17 protein-coding genes are annotated in these 16201 nt (G+C 62.2%); 7 read left to right on the top strand and 10 right to left on the bottom strand.

From position 1 onward, the window contains the following. The first annotated feature begins 43 nt into the window (after positions 1 to 43). Positions 44 to 967 carry a gluconeogenesis factor YvcK family protein gene (locus AC3WR3_RS00255; RefSeq protein ID WP_492290833.1) on the top strand — a complete coding sequence of 308 codons (924 nt, stop codon included), beginning with the start codon at positions 44 to 46 and terminating at the stop codon, positions 965 to 967. Positions 968 to 981: 14 nt separating this feature from the next. Here the strand turns inward: AC3WR3_RS00255 and AC3WR3_RS00250 are convergent, their stop codons facing one another. From AC3WR3_RS00250 to lpcA, 3 genes are all read right to left on the bottom strand, one after another. After that, positions 982 to 1317 (bottom strand): Hpt domain-containing protein, encoded by a 336-nt coding sequence (locus AC3WR3_RS00250; protein WP_043132862.1) that lies wholly within the window; start codon positions 1315 to 1317, stop codon positions 982 to 984. A gap of 297 nt (positions 1318 to 1614) precedes the next feature. Then, on the bottom strand, positions 1615 to 2412 hold the full coding sequence (locus tag AC3WR3_RS00245) for a class II glutamine amidotransferase (protein WP_202046300.1): 798 nt from the start codon (positions 2410 to 2412) through the stop codon (positions 1615 to 1617). Positions 2413 to 2529: 117 nt separating this feature from the next. After that, a complete protein-coding gene (gene lpcA, locus AC3WR3_RS00240) occupies positions 2530 to 3108 on the bottom strand; it encodes a D-sedoheptulose 7-phosphate isomerase (RefSeq protein ID WP_005325554.1) in 579 nt (192 codons plus the stop codon). Between the two features lie 255 nt (positions 3109 to 3363). On the opposite strand from lpcA, the gene fadE reads away from it, so the two are divergent. After that, positions 3364 to 5820, top strand: a complete 2457-nt coding sequence (gene fadE / locus AC3WR3_RS00235) for an acyl-CoA dehydrogenase FadE (protein ID WP_492290832.1) — start codon at positions 3364 to 3366, stop codon at positions 5818 to 5820. 173 nt (positions 5821 to 5993) lie between these two features. Continuing rightward, a complete protein-coding gene (locus tag AC3WR3_RS00230) occupies positions 5994 to 7511 on the top strand; it encodes an HD domain-containing phosphohydrolase (RefSeq protein ID WP_429161191.1) in 1518 nt (505 codons plus the stop codon). 83 nt (positions 7512 to 7594) lie between these two features. Here the strand turns inward: AC3WR3_RS00230 and AC3WR3_RS00225 are convergent, their stop codons facing one another. After that, entirely contained in the window at positions 7595 to 8857 is a 1263-nt protein-coding gene (locus tag AC3WR3_RS00225; RefSeq protein WP_492290831.1) for a TIGR03503 family protein, read from the bottom strand. After that, positions 8854 to 9588 (bottom strand): DNA polymerase III subunit epsilon, encoded by a 735-nt coding sequence (gene dnaQ / locus AC3WR3_RS00220; protein WP_139439276.1) that lies wholly within the window; start codon positions 9586 to 9588, stop codon positions 8854 to 8856. The genes AC3WR3_RS00225 and dnaQ overlap by 4 nt, the downstream gene beginning before the upstream one ends. A gap of 52 nt (positions 9589 to 9640) precedes the next feature. On the opposite strand from dnaQ, the gene rnhA reads away from it, so the two are divergent. Then, positions 9641 to 10105 (top strand): ribonuclease HI, encoded by a 465-nt coding sequence (gene rnhA, locus AC3WR3_RS00215; protein WP_025326391.1) that lies wholly within the window; start codon positions 9641 to 9643, stop codon positions 10103 to 10105. A 59-nt stretch (positions 10106 to 10164) separates the two neighbouring features. On the opposite strand, the gene AC3WR3_RS00210 is transcribed toward rnhA, so the two are convergent. Next, a complete protein-coding gene (locus tag AC3WR3_RS00210) occupies positions 10165 to 10887 on the bottom strand; it encodes a class I SAM-dependent methyltransferase (protein WP_162519303.1) in 723 nt (240 codons plus the stop codon). 81 nt (positions 10888 to 10968) lie between these two features. On the opposite strand from AC3WR3_RS00210, the gene gloB reads away from it, so the two are divergent. Beyond that, positions 10969 to 11733, top strand: coding sequence for a hydroxyacylglutathione hydrolase (gloB, locus tag AC3WR3_RS00205; RefSeq protein WP_171275775.1), 765 nt, complete (start codon positions 10969 to 10971; stop codon positions 11731 to 11733). Between the two features lie 87 nt (positions 11734 to 11820). Here the strand turns inward: gloB and AC3WR3_RS00200 are convergent, their stop codons facing one another. Further along, on the bottom strand, positions 11821 to 12039 hold the full coding sequence (locus AC3WR3_RS00200; protein WP_241672827.1) for a hypothetical protein: 219 nt from the start codon (positions 12037 to 12039) through the stop codon (positions 11821 to 11823). Between the two features lie 54 nt (positions 12040 to 12093). Between AC3WR3_RS00200 and AC3WR3_RS00195 the strand changes: the two genes are divergently transcribed. Beyond that, a complete protein-coding gene (locus AC3WR3_RS00195) occupies positions 12094 to 13344 on the top strand; it encodes a LysM peptidoglycan-binding domain-containing protein (protein WP_247626844.1) in 1251 nt (416 codons plus the stop codon). A gap of 97 nt (positions 13345 to 13441) precedes the next feature. Here AC3WR3_RS00195 and AC3WR3_RS00190 read toward each other — a convergent pair whose 3' ends face one another. Continuing rightward, positions 13442 to 14287, bottom strand: coding sequence for an endonuclease/exonuclease/phosphatase family protein (locus AC3WR3_RS00190; RefSeq protein ID WP_139439273.1), 846 nt, complete (start codon positions 14285 to 14287; stop codon positions 13442 to 13444). A 111-nt stretch (positions 14288 to 14398) separates the two neighbouring features. Here AC3WR3_RS00190 and AC3WR3_RS00185 point away from each other — a divergent pair, with 111 nt between their 5' ends. Further along, the gene (locus AC3WR3_RS00185) at positions 14399 to 14623 is read left to right on the top strand and encodes a hypothetical protein (protein WP_025326386.1); all 225 of its coding nucleotides are present in this window, start codon (positions 14399 to 14401) and stop codon (positions 14621 to 14623) included. Between the two features lie 6 nt (positions 14624 to 14629). Here AC3WR3_RS00185 and yciA read toward each other — a convergent pair whose 3' ends face one another. Both yciA and AC3WR3_RS00175 read right to left on the bottom strand, forming a co-directional pair. After that, a complete protein-coding gene (gene yciA, locus AC3WR3_RS00180) occupies positions 14630 to 15028 on the bottom strand; it encodes an acyl-CoA thioester hydrolase YciA (RefSeq protein WP_005325590.1) in 399 nt (132 codons plus the stop codon). Positions 15029 to 15170: 142 nt separating this feature from the next. Further along, positions 15171 to 15986: an NAD-dependent epimerase/dehydratase family protein gene (locus tag AC3WR3_RS00175; RefSeq protein ID WP_492290830.1), complete on the bottom strand. Its 816-nt coding sequence runs from the start codon at positions 15984 to 15986 to the stop codon at positions 15171 to 15173. Positions 15987 to 16201: the final 215 nt, after the last annotated feature.

Here is a 16201-nt window from a genome sequence, read left to right as displayed (position 1 = left end):
GCGGACTAAACTGATGCGCACTGGCCTCCCACAGGATGACTGCATGTGGCAGAAAAATATCAATGACTTTGACCGGGTCGTCGCCATCGGCGGTGGTCACGGCATGGGTCGGGTGCTCTCTTCCCTCTCGTTTTTAGGCTCTCGGCTGACCGGCATAGTCACCACGACGGATGACGGCGGCTCCACCGGGCGCCTGCGCAAGAGCCAGGAGTGCATCGCCTGGGGAGATCTGCGCAACTGCCTCAATCAGCTGGTGACCGAGCCCAGCATCGGCAGCCAGCTGTTCGAATACCGCTTCACGGGTCGCGGCGAGCTGGCGGGTCACAACCTCGGCAACCTGATGCTGCTGGCCCTCGACAACCTCTGTGTCCGCCCCCTGGATGCCATCCGACTCATCAGCGACATGTTGCACATAGCGCCCAGCCTGCTGCCCATGTCCGAGCACCCCACGGATCTGTGTGCCCACACCGTCTGTGGCGATCAGATCCTGGGGGAAGTCTCCATCGATCAGCTCACCACGCCGCCACGGGCCCTGAGCCTGAACCCGGTCGTACCCGCCACCCGCGAGGCGATCGACGCCCTGAGCCAGGCCGACATGATCATTCTGGGGCCAGGCAGCTTCCTCACCTCCATCATGCCGCCCCTGTTGCTGAGCGAGGTCGCCGAGGCGATCCGCGGCAGCGGCGCCATCGTCGTCTTCATCAGCAATCTGGTGGCCGAAAACGGGCCGGCTGGCAAGCTGACGCTGTCCCACCAGCATCGCTGGCTGGAAGAGCGGATCGGTCAGGGCCGGATCGATGCCATCCTGGCCCCCGAAGGCCATGGGGCTCCCGAGCTGCAGCATTGCCTGGTTCAGGCCAGTCTGGGTGAGGCGGCCCTGCCCCATCGCCACGATCGCCTCAAGCTTCGACAGGCGCTGGATGCGGTGATACTGAGCTGGTACGCAGAGCGTGACAAGGCGGGCTAACCCGCCAATGCGACCTAGTGATACTGGGCCAGGTGGGAGAAGACCTGCGGCAGGGAGTGCTCGAGCTGTTCGAGCAGGCGAGCGGCCTCCTCCACATCCTCCCGGCGACAGGCAAGCTCCAGCGCCATCACCTGCTGATAGCTGGGCTCGGCACCGTAACTGCCACAGGAGGACTTCATGCTGTGGGCGAGGCGGGCCAGGGCGGTCCAGTCCCGCTGATCAAAGAGTGGCCTGAGCTGGGCGAGCTGCCCGCCCACCTCTTCGACGAACACCGAGATGACGACCGGCATCATGTCATGACCTATGTCATCTGCCAGTTGTCGCAGCACTTTCTGATCCAGCCACTCCATCTTCTCTTCCCTATGATGGTATTCAAACAGACCACAATATAGCCGACCCGCACACCGGCTGTCACCCGCGCTGCGACGAGAGTCGGTTGAAGCGGCTTGCCGCCATCAGAATGTGAGCCAGCTCAAGTTATAAACACGCAGTCCCAGGCAGGAAAGAGATAAATGTTGTCACAAAATTAACAATGACATAACAATGCAGGCCATGAGAATGATGCGGCTCAGCAACACCTCTCTCATCCCTTTTTGCCTGTATGGCTGCTGCGAAGAACCAGGGTAGGATTCTACCCTGGTATTTTTTTATTGGCGGGTCAGCAGCCTGGCTGCATTGCCATATTCCAGCTCACCCAGCCTGAACAGGCAGAACTCCCCGGGCGCCATCTTCACCCAGCTCTCATTGCCGGTGAGCGGGCGGGTGGCTATCAGCGTCACCACGTCATTCGGGGTGGTCTCGCTCTGGAAGTCGATGGCCACGTCTTCATCCAGCAGACGGGCCTCGCCAAAGGGGGCCCTGCGGGTCAGCCAGTAGAGGTTGTTGCTGCAATAGGTCATCACGAACTCCCCATCTGACAGCAACATGTTGAATACCCCGAGTCCGCGCAGCTCGTCGCACAGGGTCGCGAGATAGCGGAACATGGCGGGGAAGTTCGCCGGACGCTTGGGGTATTTCTGCTCCAGCCTGTCGAGCAGCCAGCAGAAGGCGTGCTCGCTGTCGGTATCCCCCACAGGGCGGTGGCGCCCGGTCCGCAACCCCTTGTAGCCGGTCAGCTGGCCGTTGTGGGCAAAGGTCCAGTAGCGTCCCCACAGCTCGCGGGTGAAGGGGTGGGTGTTCTCCAGCGACACGCACCCCCGGTTCGCCTGCCGGATATGGCTGACCACTGCACGGCTCTTGATGGGCAGCGCCTGCACCAGCTTGGCGATGGGTGACTGGGCACTGGGTTCGGGATCCTTGAAGGTGCGAAAACCCCGCCCCTCGTAGAAGGTGATCCCCCAGCCATCCTTGTGGGGGCCCGTCTTGCCGCCCCGCAGCATCAGCCCGGTAAAGCTGAAGCAGATGTCGGTCGGCACATTGGCGCTCATGCCGAGCAGTTCGCACATGTCCAGTCCACTCCCTGAATTAATTGATCATCTCTGCGTCAATCAGCGAACTCAAGCTGGAGCGAGGCGCTAGGATCGGTCATCTGCCCCCCCGACTGCCTCACCCGCCTTCTCTGATTACTTGGCCATCTCTTTTTCGACCAGCTGGATCAGGATGTGAATGACCTTGATGTGCACTTCCTGGATGCGGTCGGCATAGCCGAAGTGCGGCACCCGGATCTCGACATCGGCCAGGCCCGCCATCTTGCCTCCGTCCTTGCCGGTCAGAGCGATCACTTTCATGCCCTTGGCGCGGGCAGCCTCGATGGCTTTGAGGATATTGCCGGAATTGCCGCTGGTGGAGATGCCGAGCAGCACATCGCCACGACGGCCGACCGCTTCCACGTAACGGGAGAAGACATAGTCATAGCCGAAGTCGTTGGAGACGCAGGAGAGGTGGCTGGGATCGGAAATGGCGATGCCGGCATAGCCAGGGCGGTTCTCGCGATAGCGGCCGGTCAGCTCCTCGGCAAAGTGCATGGCGTCGCAGTGGGAGCCGCCGTTGCCGCAGGAGAGCACCTTGCCCTCCTCCTTGAAAGAGTCAGCCAGCAGTTTGGCGGCCGCCTCTATGTTCTTCAGATTTTGCTCATCGGCCAGAAAGGCCTGGAGCACGCCGGCAGCTTCGGTCAATTCATTGCGGATAAGTTCTTGGTACATGGCGTCTGATGTCTCTTTGTATCGTCCAACATAGGGTTCCGCATTGTCGCACAAGCCAAGCCAATCGTCGCCCCCCGCCCGCCAAGATGCGGCCCCGCTACGTTAGGCCGATCACGGTGTCAAGGTAACGAGCTTGTAAACATCTTGATAATTTTGTGCGCATGAATTACAACAGGGGCCACATCCAACAGGTCAGACCTCTGGATCAGTTAACCCACGTTTCCCAACTTCGGCAACTCATGCAAGGAGCGAAAAATGACGACGACCCTCACTCTGTTCGGGGTGATCCTGGTGATCGGCGCCATGGCTTACCGCCGGGCGTCACTGTTCACCTCCACGCTTGCCACGGCCGCCGCCCTGGTCGCCGGCGCCCTCTATGGCCATGTGCCCCTGCTGGTGTGGGTGCTGTTCGCGGTGATCGCCATCCCGCTCAACCTGGTGGAGTTTCGTCGCAACCAGCTGACCAAACCCCTGTTCAAGATCTACAAATCCATCATGCCGGAGATGTCCCGCACCGAGAAGGAAGCCATAGAGGCGGGCACCACCTGGTGGGAAGCGGATCTCTTTGCCGGCAATCCGAACTGGAAGAAGCTGCACGCCATCCCGGTCAGCACCCTCTCCGCCGAAGAGCAGGCCTTCATGGACGGCCCGGTTGAAGACGTGTGCCGCATGGTCAACGACTGGGAAGTGACCCACGAGCGGGCCGATCTCTCCCCCGAGGTGTGGCAATACCTGAAGGACCACAAGTTCTTCGCCATGATCATCAAGAAGAAGTACGGTGGCCTGGAGTTCTCCGCCTACGCCCAGTCCTGCGTGCTGCAAAAACTGTGCGGCGCCAGCGCCGTGCTCGCCTCCACCGTCGGCGTGCCCAACTCCCTAGGCCCGGGCGAGCTGCTGCAACACTACGGCACCGAAGAGCAGAAAGACCACTACCTGCCGCGCCTGGCCGTCGGCAAGGAGATCCCCTGCTTCGCCCTGACCAGCCCGGAAGCGGGCTCGGATGCGGGCTCCATTCCCGACTTCGGCGTCGTCTGCAAGGGCGAATGGGAAGGGGAAGAGGTGCTCGGCATGCGCCTGACCTGGAACAAGCGCTACATCACGCTCGCCCCCATCGCCACCGTGCTGGGGCTGGCCTTCAAGCTGCGCGACCCGGATCACCTGCTGGGTGAGGAAGAGGAGCTTGGCATCACCTGTGCCCTGATCCCCACCGACATAAAGGGCGTCGAGATAGGCCGCCGTCACTTCCCCCTCAACGTGCCGTTCCAGAACGGGCCGACCAGGGGCAACGATGTGTTCGTGCCACTGGACTTCATCATCGGCGGCCCGGCCATGGCCGGTCAGGGTTGGCGCATGCTGGTGGAGTGTCTGTCGGTCGGTCGCGGCATCACCCTGCCCTCCAACAGCACGGGGGGCGTCAAGATGCTGGCCCTGGCCACCGGCGCCTACAGCCGTATTCGTCGCCAGTTCAAGCTGCCCATCGGCAAGATGGAAGGCATCGAAGAGCCGCTGGCACGCCTGGGCGGCAACGCCTACATCATGGGGGCCGCCGCCAAGCTGACGGTGACCGGCATCGATCTCGGCGAGAAGCCGTCCGTCATCTCCGCCATCGTCAAGTACCACCTCACCGACCGTGCCCAGAAGTGCATCATAGATGCCATGGACATCCACGGCGGCAAGGCCATCTGCATGGGCCCGAACAACTACCTGGCCCGCGGCTATCAGGGTGCGCCCATCGCGGTGACCGTTGAGGGTGCCAACATCCTGACCCGCAGCATGATCATCTACGGTCAGGGTGCCATCCGCTGCCACCCCTACGTGCTGCCGGAGATGCTGGCGGCCAGCCACCCGGACAAGGAGCAGGCGCTGAAGGATTTCGACAAGGCGGTGTTCAGCCACGTGGGCTTTGCCATCAGCAACCTGGTGCGCAGCTTCTGGCTGGGCCTGACCGGCGCCCGCTTCGCTGCTGCTCCTTACAAGGATCAGACCAAGGGCTACTACCAGCAGCTCTCCCGCCTCAGTGCCAACCTGGCGTTCCTGTCCGACATGGCCATGGGCACCCTGGGTGGCGAGCTCAAGCGCAAGGAGCGGGTCTCCGCCCGCCTCGGCGACGTGCTGAGCCAGCTCTATCTCGCCTCCAGCGCCCTCAAGCGCTATCAGGACGAGGGGCGCCAGCAGGCCGACCTGCCGCTGCTGCACTGGGCGCTGCAAGACGCCATGTTCAAGGCACAGGAAGCCATCGACGAGCTGCTGCGCAACTTCCCGAATCGCTGGATTGGCCTGGCCCTGCGCGTCATCGTGTTGCCGCTGGGTCGCGACATGAAGCGTCCCTCCGACAAGCTGGACAGCCAGGTGGCCCGTCTGCTGCAGACCCCGAGTGCCACCCGCAACCGTCTGGCCGAAGGGCAGTACCTCACCCGCGAGGAGGGCAACCCCTTCGGGTTGCTGGAACAGGCCCTCGATGACGTGCTGACCGCCGAGCCGCTGTTTGACAAGGTGTGCAAGGCAGAGGGCCGCAAGCGTCCCTTCACCCAGCTGGACAAGGTGGCAGACGCTGGCCTGGCCCTGGGGGTCATCAACCAGACCGAGGCCGACCTGCTGCGCCGTGCCGAAGAGAGCCGCCTGCGCACCATCAATGTCGATGACTTCGACCCCATCGATCTGGTGGCCAACAAGGCGCTGTTTGAAGCGTCGGCCTATCACAGGGCAGCCTGATGCCATGAATGCCAAAACGCCTCCTTAATGGAGGCGTTTTTCATGCTGGCATCTGCCCGGCAACCCCGGAGGCAGAAAGAGCGATCGGCTGGATCATATTTTGGATATCAATCCGTTTCCTATCTTGAATGAAGCGGTTAAGGTAAGCACAGGATCACAAACAGGATTGCGTAATGGATGATCAAATCCTGATTATTGACGATGAAGAGCTGCCCCAGACAGCACCGCGACCCGCCGGCTGGAAAGTGATGATAGTGGACGATGAGCCCGAGGTGCATCGCATCACCAAGATTACCCTGAGCAAGTTTGAGTTCGACGGCAAGCCCATCGATTTTCTGCACGCCTATTCGGCCGCCGAGGCCAAGTCCCTGCTCGCCACCACCCCGGATGTCGCCCTGCTGCTGCTCGATGTGGTCATGGAAGCGGATCACGCCGGTCTGGAGGTGGTCAAGTTCGTGCGCGACGAGCTGCAAAACAAGATGGTGCGCATAGTGCTGCGCACCGGCCAACCCGGTCAGGCGCCGGAAGATGACGTCGTCACCAACTACGACATCAACGACTACAAGGACAAGACGGAACTCACCTCCCAGAAGCTGCGCACCCTGCTGCGCGCCAGCCTGCGCTCCTACCGGGACATTCGCACCCTGGAGAGCAATCGCCAGGGGCTGGAGAAGGTCATCGAGGCCTCCAAGGGGATCTTCGAGCAGCGGGCACTGCGGCAGTTCGTCGAAGGGGCCCAGACCCAGCTCAGCGCCCTGCTCAACCTGGAAGAGTCCCAGATCTATGATGTGAAGCATCTGGCCTACGAGGTACGGGATCAGGTGCTGGAGCCCCTGCTCAGCGACGGCCCGGCCCTGCGCCTCAGTGAAGCGCCGGCCATACTGCGCTGCGCCATGAACAAGGGCGCCAACGTCTACGACGGCAACCAGCTGGTGCTCTACTGCCAGAACCCCCGTCATCACCTGCTGTTCCACATCGAGACCACTCGTCCCCTCAGCCAGATGGATACCGGCCTGCTGAGCCTGTTCACCGAGAACATCATAGTGGCGCTGGAGAACATCCGGCTCAACGAGGTCATCGGCGACAACCAGCGCGAGATCATCTACCGCATCGGCGAGCTGGTGGAGAGCCGCTCCAAGGAGTCCGGCCTGCACGTCAAGCGGGTGGCGCTCTACACCGAGCTGTTCTGCCAGCTGCTGGGCATGAACGAAGACAGGTGCGAGCTCATCAAGCGCGCCTCTCCCCTGCACGACATCGGCAAGGTGGGGATCCCGGATGCCATCCTGCACAAGCCGGGCAAACTCACCCCAGAGGAGTGGGAGATCATGAAGACCCACGCCCAGCTGGGGCAGGACATGCTCTCCGGCAGCGATCTCGCGCTGTTCCAGATAGGGGCCACCATAGCCGGGAACCATCACGAGAAGTGGAACGGCAGCGGCTACCCCCGCGGGCTAAAAGGAGAGGCCATCCCGCTGGAGGGGCGCATAGTCGCGCTGGCGGACGTGTTCGATGCCCTGGGGTCGGATCGCTGCTACAAGCAGGCCTGGCCACTTGATGAGGTGCTGGCGCTGATCAGGGCAGAGAAGGGAGAGCACTTCGATCCCCTGCTGGTGGACCTGATGCTGACCAACCTCGAGAAGTTCCTCGAGATCCGCGAACAGTACAAGGACGTCTATATCGGCGCCCACTGAGACAGGGATCCAGCGAGCTGCCACCTCGCCATCATGCAGAAGCCGCCCACAGGGCGGCTTCTTTGCTTTGCATTGAGCGCGTGCTACTGCTCCGGCAGATTGAGATCCAGTTTGGGCTCCGCCGCCGGGGTCGCGGCCTCGCTTTGTGCCTTCTGGGCCGCCATCGCCTTGTGCAGGGTACGTCGCTTTTGCAGCAGGATGAAGCCACCCGCCCCCAGCAGGAGCAGCAGCAGGCCGCCACCTCCCAGGGCCCAGGGCAACCAGACCGGGCTCTCCCGCTCCTCAAACCTGGCCTGGGCCGGTACCGCCGCCGAGGTGGGAGACGCCGCTGAAGGGGTGGGCGCCGGTGGCGGCATGATGGTGAACGACTTGACCGGCAGCTGCAGTTGCACCTCGCGGCCGAGTCGGGTGGTGCCAAACAGGGTCGCCTCCACCCTGTACTGGCCTGCCGCCTTGAGGGCGGAGAGATCGACGCCAAGGCGGGGCTCGGTTGCCACCGCATTGAAGGCCATGCTGACCCCTGCGCTGTCGATGGCCTTGCCCTGGATCACCACTGAGGCCGGATCCAGCTCGTCGGCATCGATGAGCAAGGAGAGCCTGGCCCCGGTGTCACCGGAAGGGGCATCCAGGGTGTAGCTCAGCGGCCAGGGGAAGAGCAGCACCTGCTGGGACTGGGCACGGGAGAACACCTGATTGCCGGTGCTGTAGAAGGCGCGATACTTGCCTGCCGGCACGTCCAGCACCGCCTCGGCGGTCAGCACGCCATCCCCGGGCACCTCGTCGAGCCCCTTGCCATCATCCAGGAAGTGTCCGAGGGTCTCCTCGACGATGGGCTCCCCGCTCTGGGCCGCATCGTTGAACTGCTGCAGCTTCACCGTCATGCCGAGATCGGAGAGGTAGTAGTCCGCCCCCGGCGCCGCCCCGTCGATCAGCAGCCTGGATTGCAGCTTGACCCGCTCCCCCTGATAGAGGCGGGTCGGCAACGGCTCGCTCTCGAGCCGGATATCGGTGAGCAGGCGCACCCTGTTGTCAGGGTCCACCTCGCCGATGGCCTGCCAGGGGCCCGGCATGGGGTTACGCACCGTGATGAGATCCTGATCCTGCTGCGTCAGCCAGCCCACATCCGGCGGCGTGACCTTGCCCACATAGAGCTTGCTGCCATCCGGCCGCACCAGGATCACCGACGGCGTGCCCGGCTTGCGCTTGATGATGAAGGTGATCTCCTTGACCCCGTAATCGATGCGAAAGCGGTTGTCGAGCAGCGGAATGTCTGAGGGGGCAAACACCTCGTTGGCCATGCCGGAGAGAGAGGTCAGCAGCAGCACGCCCCCCCAGAGCGAACTCATTGCCGCCACAGGCAGGCTCCCCCTTTCTTCTGCACCAGATCCAGCCTGGCCTCATGGGCGGCGACCACCTCGTCGCTGGCGCGCACCACCTTGAGGGGCGCGCGGTTGCTCTCCAGCCGGCGGATCCCGGTGTCCTGGCTGTTGTCATTCTCGTTGCTCTCGCTGGCCAGATTGAGCTTGGTCTGGCCACCCGTCATCAGCAGGTAGACGTCCGCCAGGATCTCCGCATCGAGCAAGGCCCCGTGCAGGGTACGGTGGGAGTTGTCGATGCCGTAGCGATCGCACAGCACATCCAGGTTGTTGCGCTTGCCGGGGAAAAGATCCCGCGCCATCGCCAGGGTATCCGTGATGCCGCAGATGTCCGCCGTCTTGAAGTCGAGGCCGAGCTTGCTGAACTCATAGTCCATGAAGCTCACGTCAAAGGGCGCGTTGTGGGCGATGAGCTCGGCACCGCGGATGAAGGCGATGAAGTCGTCGGCTATCTGGCTGAAGGAGGGCTTGTCCGCCAGGAAGGCATCGGTGATGCCGTGCACGGCGATGGCCTCGGGGTCCACCAGCCGATCCGGCTTGATGTAGACATGGAAATGGTTGCCGGTCAGTTTGCGGTTGATCACCTCCACACAGCCGATCTCGACGATGCGGTGCCCGAGGTAGACGGGGCCGCCTGCCGTGTTCATGCCTGTGGTTTCAGTATCCAGAATGATCTGGCGATTCAGTTGGGGTGTGCTCATGATCGAATCCATGTCAAACTTCGGTTTTATTCGCTAGTTTACCCCAAGACACATGCTAAAAAAGATTGATTTGTATACGGATGGTTCCTGCCTCGGCAATCCGGGCCCCGGCGGCTATGGCGCCGTCATGGTCTATGGCAAGCACCGCAAGGAGTTGGCAGGGGGCTATCGGCTGACCACCAACAACCGGATGGAGCTGATGGCCGCCATCATGGGGCTGCGCACCCTGAACGAACCCTGCCAGGTTCGCCTGACCACAGACAGCCAGTATGTGCGCCAGGGCATCACCCAGTGGATCATCGGCTGGAAGAAGAAAGGCTGGATGACATCCAACCGCCAACCGGTCAAGAACGTCGATCTCTGGCAGGCGCTGGACGCGGAAGTAGCGCGCCACCAGATCGAATGGCTCTGGGTCAAGGGCCACTCCGGTCACCCGGAAAACGAACGCTGTGACGTGCTGGCCCGGGATGCCGCCAGCGGCAAGCAGCTCGCCGAAGACACGGGCTACCAGCCCTGAGATGCCGAAGCGTCTCTATCAATGAAGGGAACAGCCAGCGGTCTGCCGTGGCATCCTCGTCACCAGCCCTGGCGCGCCATGCCAGGCGCCGCCATCGACTCCGGCAGGCGCCAGCGACGGCGCACCGGGGTGACGGGGAAACGCCGCTTGCGGGCGGCTATCACATAGACAGAGGCAAAGGCCCTGCAGTAATCCCGCCCCAGGCTCTCCCGCCACCAGCCGATCCGGCTCTGCTTCCCCATGAAGGAGAAACCGAAGCGCTCGTCAAACATCACCTCGCACCCCAGCAGTTGCAGCCAGTCGGTCACCCGGGCCGGGGTGAACATGCGGGCCGACCAGGGCAGGTGCTGTCGCATGAAGGGCAGGTAATGACCCAGGCCGACCAGGCTGGTGGGGTTGTAGCCGCTGACGATGAGCCAGCCGTCATCGGTCAGCACCCGCTCAGCCTCGCGCAGCACCTGGTGGGGATCCGGTGAAAAGTCGAGGCAGTGGGCGAGCAGGCAGGCATCCACGCTGGCGGTGCGGATCGGCAAGGCAAGGGGATCCCCCTTGATATCCAGCAGGCGCCCGCCTGGGGCGACACCTAGCTGGTGGCGAATGGTGGAGCTGCCGCAGGAGAGCTCGGCGCTCAGGGCGCCAATTTTCAGCAGATGGTAGCCAAACAGATGAGGACACCAGTTGTCGAGCCGCTCCTGAAGCTCGGCCGCCACCCAGTCCCCCATGGGCAGTGCCGACCAGCTGGTCGGGATCGCGATCTGTTGTTCGGTACGTGCCAGCTGCATAATGGGACCAATCCGGGGTGCGAATGCCATCTTGTTATATAAGATCCCTTCCACAAAGAGAACACAAAGAGAAGCCGACCCATGTATAGCGTCATCACAGTTCCCGCCTTCAGCGACAATTACATCTGGTTGATCCGACACGAAAATCACTGCCTGGTCGTGGATCCTGGCGAGGCGGCCCCCGTGCTGGAGCGGCTCGAGACCCTAGGGCTTGAGCTCGATGCCATCCTGCTGACCCATCATCATCGCGACCATGTGGGTGGCGTCACGGATCTGCTCCACCATTTCCCTCATGCCCGCCTCTATGGCCCCAAGCATGACCCCATGCCGGATCACCACGGCCAGTGGCTCGATGACGGGGATCAGATCAACTGGCACGGCCTGAGCCTGGATGTCCTCCACATCCCCGGCCATACCCTGGGCCACATCGCCTATCACGGCCATGGCATGCTGTTTTGTGGCGACACCCTCTTCAGTGCCGGCTGCGGCCGCCTGTTCGAAGGCAGCCCAGCCCAGATGTATGGATCCCTGCAGCGGCTCGCGGCCCTGCCCGATGACACCCTCCTCTATTGCGCCCATGAATACACCCTCTCCAACCTGCGTTTCGCCCATGCGGTCGAGCCGGACAACCTGGCGATCCAGCGCCGGATCGGGGTGATCAGCAAGCTGCGTCAGCAGGGCCTGCCGAGTCTCCCCTCACGCCTGGGGGATGAGCGGCATTTCAATGTTTTTCTGCGCTGCAATGAGGACTCAGTGAAATTTTCTGCTGAGAAATACGCCCTTAAATGCTTGGAAAATCCAGAGGATACCTTCACCGTGCTGAGGGGCTGGAAGGACGTTTTTTGAACAAACCTTGATCAGGGGGCCATTGCCCCTTATGATGCGAGCTGTTTTTCAAGAGATGACCTGAGCGAGATGAAGCTACGAACGGCCTTATTGGCGGCGCTGTTTCTCAGCGGCTGTCAAAACCTGAGCCATCAGGATGACCGGGCGGTAACGGCAATCGAGCCGATCAAATCCCCCCAAGTCAGCAAGAAAACATACAAAAAACATTCGGCACGCTTCCTGTTCGGCGATGAACAGATTGAAGAGCTGGATGACACGGATAACCTGTGGGTGCGTATCAGCGATGATATGCAGCTGGACTCGCACGAAAATGCTCGTGTCCGCCAGCAACGTGATTGGTTACTGCGTAATGATAAGCATATGGCGACCATTGCCAGCCGGGCTGAGCCCTACCTGTATCTGATGGTAGAGGAAATCGAACGGCGTGAGCTGCCAATGGAGCTTATTACCATCCCCATGATCGAGAGCATGTTCGATCCCAATGCCCGCTCCCGCAGCAATGCGGTGGGTCTTTGGCAGTTCGTTCCTGCGACCGGCAAGAACTTCGGCCTGCGCCACGACAACTGGTATGACGGCCGCCGCGATGTATTGGCGTCCACCAATGCCGCACTGGACTATCTGGAGTACCTGAACCGTTTCTTCGACGGCGACTGGCTGCAGACCCTGGCCGCTTACAATGCCGGCGAAGGCCGGGTACGCAACGCCATCATCCGCAATCAGAAGGCCGGTCGGCCGACCGATTACTGGTCGCTGGACCTGCCCCGTGAGACCCGGATGTATGTGCCCAAGATCCTGGCCATGGCCGACATGATCCGCAATGCGGACAAATACAATGTCACCCTGCCGGTGCTGGCCAACAAGCCGCAGTTGCGGACCATCAACACAGGTGGCCAGATCGATCTGAACGTGGCGGCCCAGCTGGCAGGCGTCTCCGCGTCCCAGCTCAAGGCCCTCAATCCGGCACTCAAGCGTGGCATGACCTCGCCGCGAGGCCCCTACAACCTGTTGGTACCCATCGAGTACGCCGACACCCTGGAGCTGGCCCTGGCCGATCTGCCCCAGCGTGAACGTACCCGTGGCGTGCGCTCCTATCAGGTCACCAGCGGCGATACCCTCTCCCGCATCGCCCAGAACCACGGGGTGAGCGTGCAGCAGCTCAAGCTGGCCAACAATCTGCGCGGCAACAATCTGCGCCGTGGCCAGAGCCTGGTGATCCCCAACGGCGGCACCGCGAGCCAGGTCACCCGCAGCAAGCCCCAGCAACTGGCCAGCCGCAGTGGCAGCAAGATCCAGTATCAGGTGCGTTCGGGTGACAATCTGTGGAGCATCAGCCAGGCCCACGGGGTGACCCACGCCGATCTGGCCAAGTGGAACGGCCTGAGCGCCAAGTCAGCCCTGAAACCGGGCATGAAGCTGGTGGTCTGGCCCAAGCAGGGCAAGGGCAGCAACAAATCCATGGTCTATCAGGTGCGTCGCGGGGATTCCCTCTCCTCCATCGCCGCCCGCTTCCAGGTCGCCGTCAACGACGTGATGCGCTGGAACCAGCTCGGCAAGAGCGACTACCTCAAGCCGGGGCAGGAGCTGACCCTGTTCGTGAAGAACAACAGCTGATCGCTTCTCACCGTATAAAAAAATACCCCGCGAGTGCGGGGTATTTTTTTGTCTGCATAAACCAGCCGAAGCCAATCCCCCTTGCTGGGCGTCAGACTCAGGGAGTGATGGCCTGGGCCGCGAACCGCGCCATGATGGGATTGTGATCCGAGGCATCGGTGGCCGGTGAGCTCACCTCCACCAGGTCCAGGTTGCGGTAGTAGAGGTGATCCAGCGGACGGCCGAAGGCGGTACGGCGCAAGTCGGGCACGGGGATGGCCTCCTGCAGGCCGAGCTCGCCGACCAGCTTGTTCAGCCAGAACTCGCGCTTGTCGCTCCAGGTGTTGAAGTCTCCCCCCAGGATGACAGGGCCCTGATGGCGATGGATCAAGGCGGTCAGATCGTTGAGCTGTTCGCGGAAGGTGGCCATCCCCAGCTCGAAGTTGACCGCATGCAGGTTGACCACCAGCACGCCGTCAGGATCCCCTTGCAAGGGGTAGAGGCTCACCAGACCGGACTTGGGGATGCGCAGCAGCGGCTCGGGGGAGCGCACGCCACAGACGAAGGCCTGCGGCGTCTTGGCCACCGTCATGACACCGAAGGAGACGCCGCCCTGGGTGAACGCCTGCAACTGCTGCCACTGGAAGTCGCCGGCACGCAGCCATTGCAGCATCTCGGGCCGGGTCGCCGACTCCTGCAGCAGCACCAGATCCTGGGACTTGGCATATTCATCCAGCCCTTCGCGCCAGTTCTTGCGCTGCCCCTTGTAGAGATTCCAGACGGTGATGCCAAACTCGCGGGGCAAGGCGGTGGAGGCCAGCGCCACCAGGGGGGGCTTCTGGCAATCAACGCCGGGCACTATGCCCGCCGCCGTAACCAGGTGATCCTGATCCGGCACCTCGAAACAGCCAACCAGTCCCAGCGTCAGCAGGGAAGTCCCCAGAATCCGATAACTATTTTTCATTGGCTAACAATCACCTGCCTCTGCAAGGCGCCATGACCCCCACAGAGGTCATGGACGCCGACTAGTCTCATTATTCGTGTCCGGCCCGACTCATCCATGAGGGATCCCGCAATGGCGAGACAGCACCAGTACCGCGTGACATTTTATGATCAACAAGGAACCTGTCATCAAGTGGAGCTTTCCACCGTCTATCAGATCAGACGGGATCCCCAGTGCGATCTCTGCCTGTTCGACACGGATCAGTGCGTCGGCTCGGAAGAGATGCTGGAACGCATGATACGGCAAAAAACCGGGCTTGAGCAGGAAATATCCATCATCAACGCCCGGCTCATCTGAGCAGATTCAGACCGGAACGGGACGGGATTTGCCCTGATCGTCGATGGCCACGTAGGTAAAGACCCCTTCCGTCACGCAGTAACGCTGGGCCTCATTCTCCCGCAGCACCGGCTTGACCCAGACCTCCAGCTTGAGGCGCATGGAGCTGCGCCCGACCTTCAGGCAGCGACCATAGCAACACACCACGTCGCCCACCTTGACCGGACTGTGGAAGGTCATGCCCTCCACCGAGACGGTACAGATGCGTCCTTTTGCCAGCTCCTTGGCCATGATGCCCCCACCTATATCCATCTGGGACATGATCCACCCCCCGAAGATATCGCCATTGGGGTTGGTATCGGCTGGCATCGCCAGGGTTCTCAGCAACAGCTCCCCATCGGGATGACGCTTTGTCTCTTCCATCATTACCGCTCTCTCTATATGGATGGCGGCATGATAGGGGGCGATCCCGCCCTTGGCAAACCTCAATTGCCGAGCGGACCCGCGCCGCGCGGGGCTCCCGTGCCCCACCACATGCAAAAAAGACCAGGTTGAAACCCATCCTGACTCAGCCTTGCAAGGACGCCTGGGCGGCAAACCAGTGGGCCGGATCCGGCCAGCGGTAGACGAAACCCAGTCGCTGGCAGATGCGCTCTCCCTCGATGGGGGAAAAGTCACCCGCCGGCTCGATAAATTGCGGGGGCGCCAGCCCGAGCAGACGGCTCGCGAAGGGATAGAGCTGCTCCCGGCGCGGGTGGACCGGGGCGCTCAGGTTATAGGCGTCCCCCTCCTGCCCCGCCGCCAGCATCAGCTGGCAGGCCGCCACCACATCGTCCAGATGCACCAGGTTCACCGCCTGCCCTCCCCCCGCCAGCGTCTTGCCCGCGAGGAAGCGCCCGGGGTGTCTGTCCGGACCGTAGAGGCCGGCCGGGCGCAGCACCATGGCGCAGGCAAAGCCTCCCTCCTGGACAGCCAGTTCTGCCGCCCGCATCCGCTCTCCCCTGGCGCTGGCCGGACTCGGGGTCTCATCCTCCCCCTGCCCTGGCGCCCACACCGAGGTCGCGCTGATAAAGAGCACCTTGCGAATCCCGGCCGCCCTGGCCAGCTGACACAGCCTTGCCACCGACGCCGGGTAGTCTTCGGTCTTGCTGGGGGGCACGCAGATCACCAGATCGCGGCAGCGAAACGGCAACGGGCCCGCCATGTCCGGGGCCAGCAGCAGCGGCCAGGCCGCGATGCCCCCGTCACGCAACTGGGTCGCCTTCTCGAGGGAACTGACCGTCACGGCGACGGACTGACCCTGCGCCTGCAACGCCCTGGCCAGGGGCAACCCCAGCCAGCCTGCTCCCACTATTCCCGTCTGATACTCATGTTCGGTCGTCATTGGCAAAATCTCGGCAAAAAAAAACGGCCATCCATGATGACCGTCGAAAGTAACGAAGGAAATAGCCGGATGAACCGGTTACCTCCCACAGCGGGAAAATCGGGAGCGCACGCTCCTAATTCGTGGGCCTATCCTAGTGGCAGCGCGGTCAAAAAGCTTTGAAGCGGATCACAGTTGAAAAGGATTTCTGAAAGCGCTTTCACCGTTTGATGAAA

This window comes from Aeromonas sp. EU05-FHT14A05, assembly GCF_058791175.1.
Note: the sequence above shows the minus strand (reverse complement) of the source record. Positions and strands in the feature narration are given on the sequence as shown.